Genomic DNA, 11,130 nt, shown 5'->3' with positions numbered 1-11,130 from the left:
TAAAAGCACTTGAAATAAAAGAAACTTGAAATCAATAAGATTTGATCGTATTGTTAAGTATATGAATAAAAAGTGATATTGTGGTTTTCCACATAAATCATTGTTCTATGATCCAGATCAAGGAAATAGCCATGAAATTCCCAAAAATGCGGTCTTTTTTGCAATATTTTTTGCGATATGTAAGCGTTATTGGTTTGCTATGCCTATTTTTTCCTGTGATAGCCAAAGCAAATGATTGGCAAATCGGTATTCTCGCCCAGCGGGGAACCACTCACACCTATGCCAAATGGCAACCTTGGGTGGATTGGCTAAATCAGCAACTTAATCCTGAGCATCATTTTGTGCTAGTGATGTTGGATCTTGACGATCTCAAACAAGAAAAAGCCAAAGACTTGGATTTTATTATCACCAATCAATCGCAATTTTTTTATTTAAATGATACCCCCGTACGTTGGTTAGTCACACTCAATTCGCCACGCCAGCAGCACGATACGATTGGACGCATAGGCAGCGCGATTATTGTACGCGCAGATAGTCAGTATAGGACATTGCAGGATTTAAAAGGCAAAAAAATCGCTGCCGTAGGAAATGACGCTTTTGGTGGTTTTCTATTGGGGTATCATGAATTTGTACAACATAATCTGAGCGAAAAACACGATCTCCATTTTCAGTTTACCGGTTTTCCGGTAGATAATACACTTTTTTGGCTTAAAGAGAAGAAAGTCGACGCTGCCATCACGCCGGTTTGTTTACTGGAAGATTTGGTCATTGAAGGTGTATTAAAACAACAAGATTTTCGCTTACTGCTCGACAAACCCAATACTATTGGTTGCTGGGCGAGTACGGATTTACTGCCCAATTGGTCGTTGGCTGCCATGCCCAAAGTGCCACATAGTTTAGCCACAACATTAGTCACCCTATTATTAAACCACAGTCCCGCTGAACTTCCCCAATGGACACCACCTCTTTCTACCTTACAAGCAGATTATATTTTGCGTGAACTCTATCGCCATCCACAACAAAATCTTTGGGCGGATGTGAAGTATTGGCTGATACAATATCAAGGCTGGATTATTGCCATCATATCATTTATTTTGTTGAATTATCTTTGGGTAAGTTGGCAAATTCACCGCAAAAGTAAAGCGCTAGAACAGGTTTATCAAGATTTACATTTTTATCAGAAACAACTTGCTCAGGCCGATCGTTTAAGTATATTGGGCGAAATGACGGCGGGTATTGCACATGAAATTAATCAACCTCTATCCGCCATTAGCATGTACAGTGCGGGTTTAAAACATCAATTAAGCCAATCCGGTTACGCCAGTCAAGTGACGAATAAAATCCTAGACGTTTTAGATAAAATCATCCATCAGGTCGATCGCAGTGTCAAAATTGTACAAAACTTACGCCATTGGGCGAAAGCTAAAAATGCCAATGACAAAGAACGCATTTTGCTACATACTACCTTACAACGTACCATTTATTTTGTGCAACAACAAAATAAACAAGCGAAAATTCAATTAAACTGTGATATTCAGTTACAGATTTATGTCTGTACCACAATGTTAGAACAGGTAGTCTGCAATTGTTTACTGAATGCCTTGCAGGCTAATGCTGACCAAATTGCAATAAATGTACAACCTATTCACACAGATAAAATACAAATTGAAATTGTAGATAACGGCAGCGGTTTCACCCAACAACAACTGGATTTCCCGTTTGTTCCATTTCAAAGCACAAAACCCGATGGATTAGGCTTAGGCTTGGTGATTTGCCAGCGTTTAATCCAATCGCAAGGTGGAGATATTCAGCTCAGCAATCTGCCACAAGGTTCTGGAGCAAGAGTTAACTTATTATTACCAAAGGGGAATTATGCAAATTCATTTAGTGGATGACGACCCAAGTGTCTTAGATTCAACCCAGTTTTTGCTGGAACAATTGGGTTATCAAGTAACCACTTGGTCAGACAGCGTAAAATTCGTACAAAATGCACCGCACTTTGTGCCGGGTATCGTATTATTAGATATGAAAATGCCGTTAATGGATGGCAAACAGGTTCATCAATATCTCAGTAAAATACAAAGCACCCTTGCGGTGATTATTATGACTGCCTATGCGGATGTCCCAATGGCGGTATCTGAATTAAAGCAAGGTGCGGTGGATTTTTTACAAAAACCGGTCGATTTTGAACACTTGCGTGCCACTTTACAAATTGCCGAACAACGCACGCTATCAAACTATGAAAAACAGAAAATTAAGCAGGATTATCATACCCTTAGTCCAAAACAACATGAAATTCTAGCGTTAATCATACAAGGCAAAATCAACCGTGAAATCGCCCAACAATTGAATATTGCGATTCGCACCGTGGAAGTCCATCGGGCTCAAATTATGCAAAAAATGAATGCCAAAACCTTAGCCGAATTGATTTATAAGCGATCATTGCTAGATTAAACGTTCTCCCCTATTTTGGGGCTGAAATTTATGCTATTTTATTTCTCCATTTATTTATAACCTCAATAAGGAAAATTATGCAAACACTACTAAAAATAACCCATCTTGTCAGTAAAACCTTTGCTCTTTGGGTATTGATTTTTGCTTTTCTGGCTTTTAAATTCCCAACTTATTTCATAGAAATTCGTCATTATATTACTTACTTGCTCGGTATTGTCATGTTCGGTATGGGAATTACATTAACATTTAATGATTTTAGTGAAGTCGTTAAACATCCTAGGTCTGTAGTTATTGGCGTGATCGGACAGTTTGTAATTATGCCGGCTATTGCTTTTGCACTGGCTAAAATATTTGCTTTACCTGCTGATTTAGCTGTCGGTATAATTTTAGTCGGTTCTTGCCCCGGCGGGACATCATCTAATGTAATGACCTATTTGGCAAAAGGTAATACGGCACTTTCTGTTGCCTGTACAACTATTTCTACTTTATTAGCCCCGTTACTTACCCCGGTTATTTTCTATGTACTTGCAAGTCAATGGTTAGAAATTGATGCTTCTGCTATGTTTATCTCCGTGTTAAAAATGGTACTTCTGCCTATTTTATTAGGTTTAATCGTACGTGCTTTATGTAAACAGAAAATCTATGAAATTAGCAAAACCATGCCATTACTTTCCGTTATTTCTATTGTACTGATCTTGTCTGCGGTGGTTGCGGTTAGTAAAGACAAAATTGTAGAATCAGGCTTATTGATTTTCGCTGTGGTTGTTCTGCATAATTGTTTAGGCTATCTCGTTGGCTTTTCTGCGGCAAAACTTTTACGTTTAGATAACTATGACAGTAAAGCGATTTCTATTGAAGTAGGCATGCAAAATTCAGGCTTAGGAGCAGCACTCGCAGCGGCTCATTTTAATCCTATTGCGGCAGTACCCAGCGCTATTTTCAGTTTCTGGCATAATGTATCAGGTCCAATTGTCGCTAATATTTTTTCTACTATTAAAAATCGCACCCAATAATTAACTTTATAATAGGTCGCTAGTTGAGCGACCTTTCTGTAATTTATATTTCATTTATGTTTCGCTAATAAATTTCTGACGCAATTGATGCAATTGATCTCTGACGGCTGCCGCTTTTTCAAATTCCAAATCTTGTGCAAATTTATACATTTGTTGCTCCAATTTTTTAATTTCTTTTTGTAAGGCTTTTGGATCATTCGCTAGATAACTGGCTTGAGGTTCTTCAATACGATTCGCTTTGGATTTGGTTTTACCTTTAGCTTTATTTATTGCCCCTTGTCCAATATCTAATAATTCGCCTACTTTTTTATTCAACGCTTGCGGGATAATACCTCGTTCTTGATTATATTTGATTTGTTTTTCACGGCGACGGTTAGTTTCCGTGATGGCTTTTTGCATGGAATTGGTGATACGATCTGCATATAAAATGGCTTTTCCTTTCAGATTTCGGGCAGCTCGTCCAATAGTTTGAATTAATGAGCGTTCAGAACGTAAAAAACCTTCTTTGTCGGCATCTAAAATTGCCACCAACGACACTTCGGGAATATCCAAGCCTTCACGCAATAAATTAATCCCAACCAATACATCAAATTCACCTAAACGCAGATCTCGAATAATTTCTACTCGTTCTACAGTGTCAATATCCGAATGTAAATAACGTACTCGCACACCGTGTTCTTCTAAATAATCGGTAAGATCTTCTGCCATACGTTTGGTTAAAGTGGTAACTAATATCCGCTCATTGCACTCTGCTCGTTGACGTGCTTCCGATAATAAATCGTCCACCTGAATGGAAACCGGACGGATTTCAATTTCGGGATCCAATAAGCCTGTTGGTCGCACCACCTGATCAATAATCTCCGTACCTGATTTTTCTAATTCATAGGGACCCGGCGTAGCAGAAACATAAATGGTTTGTGGGGATAACCGTTCAAATTCTTCAAACCGCAAGGGGCGATTATCCAATGCTGATGGCAAGCGGAAACCATATTCTACCAGCGTTTCTTTGCGCGAACGGTCACCACGATACATACCGCCAATTTGTGGCACAGTAACGTGGCTTTCATCAATAATTAATAACGCATCGGACGGCATATAATCAAATAAGGTCGGTGGCGGTTCACCCTCATTCCGTCCGGATAAATAACGGGAGTAATTTTCAATGCCAGAACAATAACCTAGTTCATTCATCATTTCAATATCAAATTGGGTACGTTGGCTAATCCGTTGTTCTTCTAATAATTTGTTTTCTTTAATAAATTGTTCACGGCGTTGTGCTAATTCCGCTTTAATTTTTTCTATCGCATCTAAAATCCGTTCTCTCGGCGTAACATAGTGGGTTTTCGGATACACCGTAAAGCGTGGTATCGTACCAAAGCTGGTGCCGGTGAGGGGATCAAACAGGCTTAAACGTTCGATTTCCTCATCAAAGAGTTCAATGCGAACCGCTTGATCGTCCGATTCTGCGGGGAAAATATCAATCACTTCACCTCGTACTCTAAAGGTACCGCGTTGAAAAGCTTGATCATTACGCGTATATTGCAATTCTGCTAATTTCGCCAAGATTTGGCGTTGATCAATAATGGCGCCTGTTTGTAGGTGCAACATCATTTTTAAATAGCTATCCGGATCGCCCAAGCCGTAAATTGCCGAAACCGATGCCACCACAATAGTATCTCGTCGCTCTAAAAAAGATTTGGTAGCGGATAATCGCATTTGCTCAATTTGATCATTAATCGACGCATCTTTTTCAATAAAGGTATCACTAGACGGCACATAGGCTTCGGGTTGGTAATAATCGTAATAAGACACGAAATATTCCACCGCATTTTCGGGGAAAAAAGCTTTCATTTCAGCATAAAGCTGTGCGGCTAAGGTTTTATTCGGCGCAAGTACCATGGCAGGGCGATTCAGTTGAGCTATCACATTCGCAATAGTAAATGTTTTTCCCGAACCGGTCACTCCCAGCAAAGTTTGATGGGCTAGACCATCATTTAAATTTTCTGTTAATTTTGCAATAGCAGTAGGTTGATCACCTGATGGTTGAAAGTCGGAATGCAAAATAAAAGGTTTACTATTAATTTTTGTTGCCATAATTACTACTGATCATTTATAAAGTGCGGTATATTTTATCATATTTTTATGACCAAATCAGATTGAAAAAATCCAAGTTTTACACAGAGTTATATTTGTCAAGCTGAATAAGAAATATTTTCTTAAAAAATTTCTCTATTTTCCACTAGATTTTAATTAACTTATTGATTTTTATATTAATGTTATTTTGCGAACAATGATCAATGGAAAGGCTACCAAGCTAGATATTGCCTAGCGTTGACGCTTTTTTATAAAATTAACTCACAGAGTTATCCACAGATTTTGTGGATAGAAAAAAACAATAAATTTTCTTTCTTTTGGCACTTGACAATCTTGTCAGAGATCATTATCATTCGCCACCAATCTTGAGTGATTCAGAGTTATTCCTCCTTAGTTCAGTCGGTAGAACGGTGGACTGTTAATCCATATGTCGCAGGTTCGAGTCCCGCAGGAGGAGCCATTTCCTTTTGGTGAGCTTTTATTTATCTCCTTTGATAAAAGTTCATTTTACACCAGAAGTTTTAGCCCAAAAATTTTTGGGCTTTTATTTTTTCTTGCCTATATCCCTCTTTTATTTAATCCGCTATAATGCCGACTTTTATTTGCTATTGAAAATTTACATGCTTTTACCCAGTTTAGCCATTATTATCGGATTACTCTTATTAGTTTGGTCAGCAGATCGCTTTGTCGATGGTGCAGCCGCTACTGCACGCCATTTTGGTATGTCTCCACTTTTAATCGGTATTGTGATTATCGGATTTGGCACATCCGCCCCCGAAATGGTGGTTTCTGCAATATCCGCCCTTGACGGTAGCCCTGGTATTGCCTTAGGGAATGCCTATGGTTCCAACATTACCAATATCGCCCTTATTCTAGGTTTCACTGCCTTAGTTAAGCCTGTTTTAGTACATTCACAAGTACTTAAACAAGATCTTCCGATCTTGCTTTTGGTTACCGTAATTTCAGCCTATCTGCTCTATGATATGCAAATTTCTCGCCTTGATGCAGGTATTTTAATTGCCATGCTCGCCATCTATATGACATGGACAATTTGGCAAAGTTTGCGTCATAAAAACCATACGTTACCCGAAGAGTTACAACAACAAAAATATATGCCGTTAAGCAAAGCACTTTTATGGCTAGTTATCGGTTTAATGCTGCTGATGGCAAGCTCGCAATTATTAGTCTGGGGAGCGGTTGAAGTGGCTCATTACTTTGGTGTCAGCGATTTAATTATCGGTTTGACCATTGTGGCAATTGGTACATCGTTACCCGAATTGGCCTCATCCATTGTCGCAGCTCGCAAAGGCGAAGTGGATTTAGCGGTAGGCAATATTATTGGTTCAAATTTATTTAATACTCTTGCGGTGGTGGGAATTGCCGGCGTGATTCACCCGATGCAAGTGGAAAGTGCGGTGCTTTCGCGTGATGTTTTAGTTATGTCAGTGCTGACTGTCGCTTTATTTGCTTTAGGTTATTCCTTTAAGCAAAAAAACGGATATATCGGACGGTTTAAAGGATTGTTATTATTGATGAGCTATATTGGCTATAATAGTTATTTATTTTATACCGCAATTTAGTGCTACTCCCCCTGTTAAACAGGGGATCTTTCATCCTAAGCGTGCTAATAAGCGCTGTGCTAACTGATTTCGTTCCATTTCATTCAACGCCTTATTTTGCGCATTCGTCAACATAAAAAAGTCTTCTGCTTTCGCCCCAACTGTAGTAATTTTAGCATTTATAATATTCAATTTTAACTCACTAAACACTTGGCTCACTTCTGCTAATAAACCCGCTTTATCCAATGCAAACAGTTCCATTTCAGTATATTCGGCTTTTTTCATCTCTAAAAAACGTACGTCGGTTTTGACTTGAAAATGCCTTAATCTCGGATTAATCGGAATGGATAATGTCGGCAACTTATCAGAATTTAATGCCATCATTAAACTTTTTTCCAAATCCCGACGACGATCAAATTTCAGTAAATCACCATTGAGTTCGCTCACAATAAAAGTATCCATCGCATAGTTATCAATACTGGTGCTAATTTTTGCATTATGAATACTGAGTTTTTTTGCCCCAATGGTTGCCACCACTTTATAAAATAAATTTGCCTGATCCTGACAATAAATAAACACCGGCGTACCGCCATCGGAAAAACGGTTACTAATTTTCACCAAGGGTTGTGATACGATATTTTCCAATAGCTCAATATGCCAAACCAGTTCTTTGGCTGTATGACGTAAGAAATAATCATCTGAACAACGTTGCCACAAGGTATTAATTTGCTCAAGATTTGGATTTTGCACCATTGCCAGAGCCTGTTCTCGATGCTCTTCAATGATTTTTTGATTATCTAACAGCTGATCCATTCCCCACTCAAATTGTTTTAAAGTGGATTGATACAAGCTAGTAAACAACGTCCTCTTCCAACTGTTCCACAAAGTCTGATTAGTCGCACAAATATCTGCTACCGTTAAACACAACAATAAATCCAAACGTACTTTATTTTGTACTTCTGCTGCGAATGCCATAACCACTTCAGGATCGTAAATATCTCGTCGTTGGGCGACCGTTGACATCAATAAGTGTTGTTTCACTAACCATGCCATCGTGGTAACTTCCCGACCATCAAAACCATGTTGTTGCGCAAATTGTCGCATATCCACTGCCCCTAAATCAGCATGCTCCCCACCACGACCTTTAGCAATATCATGAAATAACGCACTGATATACAATAAAGTGCGGTCAGCAACGGTGGAAAAAACCTGATGACAAATAGGATAATTATGTTCAGTTTCGCTCTGTAAGAAACTTTCTAATGTTAATAACACTCGAATAGTATGCTCATCCACGGTGTACACGTGAAATAAATCAAATTGCATTAATCCTTCAATGTCTTGCCACTGTGGAATATAAGCGGTTAACACGCCGTATTTATGCATCGGCACAATAGCACGAACAATAGCATTTGGTTGGGAAAATAAACGTAAGAATTTTTCTCGAGCAAGGGGAATTTTGCTTAAAGGTTGACCAAGCTGGCTTAACGCAATTTGTAATTGACGTAAGGTGGATGAATGAATTTCCGCTTGCTGTTGAGCGGTGAGATGATAAAACAAGTCTAAAATCGTTTCAGGCTGTTGGATAAAACAATTTTCATCGACTAAACAAATAGCATTATTTTGTATAATAAAATTGGTATCTAACCAAACACTGGGCATTTGCACCGCAGTTTGGGCTAATAAAAAGTGTTCGCGATAATGTTTTGCCAAAATATCACTTAAACTGGAAATACTTTGTAAGGCTTGGAAAAAACGTTTCATCATTTGTTCCACGCCAACATTGCCCTTGCCATGATAACCTAACAATTCTGCCACTTTGATTTGTCGATCAAACAATAAACGATTATCATAACGCTTCAAAACCAAATGCAAAGCAAATCGTACTTTAAATAAAAATTGTTGATTGAGTTTTAAGGCTTCATATTCTTCAGGATAAATAAAACCAGATTGCAGAATTTCTTGCAAGGTCATGGCATTGGAATGGCGTAACGCAATCCAGTAAATTAAATGCAGATCACGCAATCCCCCCGGACTGTATTTAATATCCGGCTCAAGATTGTAGCTGGTATTATTATACCGTTGATAACGTTGATTTTTTTCTGCTAATTTGGCATTAAAAAACGTTTCTCTTGGCCAAAAATCAGCTCGCTGTAATAGTGCGGTTAATTTTTCAAAAGTTTCTCGTTTTCCGCATAGATAACGGCTTTCCAATAAATTCGTCGCAATCGTAATATCCGAGCGCCCATTTTTATCACATTCTGCTAAAGTGCGGACACTCGCTCCTACATCAAAGCCGCAATCCCACAGAAACTGAATAAAATCCGTAATCTTTTGTTCTAGTTGTGGAGAATTTGGTTGCGCCGTTAAAATTAAGAAATCTAAATCCGACAACGGAAACATTTCTTGCCGACCATATCCCCCTACCGCAACCAAGGTTAATTCACTTTGATCGAGTTGGAAATGTTGCCAAAGTTGACAAAGTAGCTCATCACAAAATAAAGTGCGGTGAGAAATAAACAAGTTTATATCCGCTTGTGCAAAATTATCTAATTCTTGCTGTTTCAGCAATTCTCGCTGTTGTTTGATGTGGGTTGGGGTGAGTGTTTGCATGATTTTCTGGTTAAATTCAATTTTTAAGGGGTAGGGGCGTATTGCATACGCCCACAACAGATCGAGCAAAAGGGCGTATACAATACGCCCCTACATTAATTTCTATTTATTTTCCATAAAGCGTGTAATTCGCCCTGCTTTTTCTTCTTCTTCACGAATGGTCATCACTTCACAACCATTTTCTGTCACCACAATTTGATGTTCATATTGTGCTGAATGACTGCGATCTTTGGTTTTTACGGTCCAGCCATCACCCATTAAACGCACTTCTTTTTTACCCGCGTTAATCATTGGCTCAATCGTGAATACCATGCCCTTTTGTAATACCACACCGCCATCATCGGCATAATAATGTAACACTTGTGGTTCACTATGGAATTGATCACCAATACCGTGACCACAATATTCACGCACCACGCTAAAAGTTTGTGACTCGGTATATTTTTGCACTGCTCGTCCAATTTCTTTTAAACGAATGCCCGGTTTAACCACACGTAAACCGACATACAAGGCTTCTTGTGCCACTTCCACTAATTTTTTACTGCGGATATTGGTTTCACCCACAATGTACATTTTGGAATTATCACCATAATAACCGTCTTTAATTACCGTCACATCAATATTTAAAATATCACCATTTTTCAAAATTTTATCATCACTTGGAATACCATGACAAACCACTTCATTAAGTGAAATACAGGTAGCTTTCGGAAAACCATGATAATTCAAACAAGCTGGAATCACTTTCTGTACATTTACCATATAATCGTGGCAAATACGATCTAATTCGCCCGTACTCACCCCCGCTTTAATATGTGGTTCAATCATCACTAAAATATCTGCCGCTAATTTGCAGGCTTCTCGTAATTTTACAATTTCTTGTTCTGTTCTTAATGGAATAGCCATATTCTCTCTCTTCATCTAAAAATACTAAAATATTGCCTTATATAATAGCACTAAACCCGATTGAAATAAAAATATCCTTGAATGAATTAGTCGGTTATTAGATAATGATAGAAAATTTTTGTTGTGGGAAAAAGTGATGTCAGATATTTCAGTACCTATTAATTTTACCGATGCTGCGGCACATAAAGTCAAAGCATTGATTAGCGATGAAGAAAATTTAGCACTAAAATTACGTGTGTATATTACCGGTGGTGGCTGTAGTGGTTTCCAATACGGTTTTACCTTTGATGAGAAAGTTAACGACGGCGATCTCACCGTGGAAAATTCAGGTGTACAATTAGTGGTGGATCCGATGAGTTTACAATATTTAATTGGTGGCACTATTGATTATATTGAGGGCTTAGAAGGTTCTCGTTTCGTGGTGCAAAATCCTAATGCATCTAGTACCTGTGGCTGTGGCTCGTCATTTAGTATCTAGTATCTAATCGTCT

The 11,130-nt window shown here is 38.4% G+C and carries 8 protein-coding genes and 1 tRNA gene; 6 read left to right on the top strand and 3 right to left on the bottom strand.

Going from position 1 to position 11,130, the window contains the following annotated elements; all coding sequences use genetic code 11:
- The first annotated feature begins 131 nt into the window (after positions 1-131).
- The 3 genes from E0709_RS05545 (at position 132) to E0709_RS05535 (ending at position 3,467) form a co-directional block, all read left to right on the top strand.
- On the top strand, positions 132-1,895 hold the full coding sequence (locus tag E0709_RS05545; protein ID WP_228777390.1) for a sensor histidine kinase: 1,764 nt from the start codon (positions 132-134) through the stop codon (positions 1,893-1,895).
- The gene (locus tag E0709_RS05540) at positions 1,873-2,454 is read left to right on the top strand and encodes a response regulator (protein ID WP_132300743.1); all 582 of its coding nucleotides are present in this window, start codon (positions 1,873-1,875) and stop codon (positions 2,452-2,454) included. Before E0709_RS05545 ends, E0709_RS05540 begins: the two co-directional genes overlap by 23 nt.
- Before the next feature lie 77 nt (positions 2,455-2,531).
- Positions 2,532-3,467, top strand: coding sequence for a bile acid:sodium symporter family protein (locus E0709_RS05535; RefSeq protein WP_132300745.1), 936 nt, complete (start codon positions 2,532-2,534; stop codon positions 3,465-3,467).
- Between the two features lie 54 nt (positions 3,468-3,521).
- Here E0709_RS05535 and uvrB read toward each other — a convergent pair whose 3' ends face one another.
- Complete coding sequence (gene uvrB, locus E0709_RS05530; protein ID WP_132300747.1) at positions 3,522-5,561, bottom strand: excinuclease ABC subunit UvrB; 2,040 nt, start codon at positions 5,559-5,561, stop codon at positions 3,522-3,524.
- A 384-nt stretch (positions 5,562-5,945) separates the two neighbouring features.
- Between uvrB and E0709_RS05525 the strand changes: the two genes are divergently transcribed.
- Positions 5,946-6,021: transfer RNA gene (locus E0709_RS05525), tRNA-Asn, on the top strand.
- A gap of 160 nt (positions 6,022-6,181) precedes the next feature.
- Positions 6,182-7,141 (top strand): calcium/sodium antiporter, encoded by a 960-nt coding sequence (locus E0709_RS05520; protein WP_132300749.1) that lies wholly within the window; start codon positions 6,182-6,184, stop codon positions 7,139-7,141.
- A 30-nt stretch (positions 7,142-7,171) separates the two neighbouring features.
- Here the strand turns inward: E0709_RS05520 and glnD are convergent, their stop codons facing one another.
- Both glnD and map read right to left on the bottom strand, forming a co-directional pair.
- Positions 7,172-9,754: a bifunctional uridylyltransferase/uridylyl-removing protein GlnD gene (glnD, locus tag E0709_RS05515; protein WP_279387415.1), complete on the bottom strand. Its 2,583-nt coding sequence runs from the start codon at positions 9,752-9,754 to the stop codon at positions 7,172-7,174.
- A gap of 81 nt (positions 9,755-9,835) precedes the next feature.
- A complete protein-coding gene (gene map, locus E0709_RS05510) occupies positions 9,836-10,639 on the bottom strand; it encodes a type I methionyl aminopeptidase (RefSeq protein WP_132300753.1) in 804 nt (267 codons plus the stop codon).
- Positions 10,640-10,775: 136 nt separating this feature from the next.
- Here map and erpA point away from each other — a divergent pair, with 136 nt between their 5' ends.
- Positions 10,776-11,117, top strand: coding sequence for an iron-sulfur cluster insertion protein ErpA (gene erpA / locus E0709_RS05505; protein ID WP_132300755.1), 342 nt, complete (start codon positions 10,776-10,778; stop codon positions 11,115-11,117).
- Positions 11,118-11,130 lie beyond the last annotated feature (13 nt).

This window comes from Lonepinella koalarum, assembly GCF_004565475.1.
GTDB classification, from domain to species: domain Bacteria; phylum Pseudomonadota; class Gammaproteobacteria; order Enterobacterales; family Pasteurellaceae; genus Lonepinella; species Lonepinella koalarum.
Note: the sequence above shows the minus strand (reverse complement) of the source record. Positions and strands in the feature narration are given on the sequence as shown.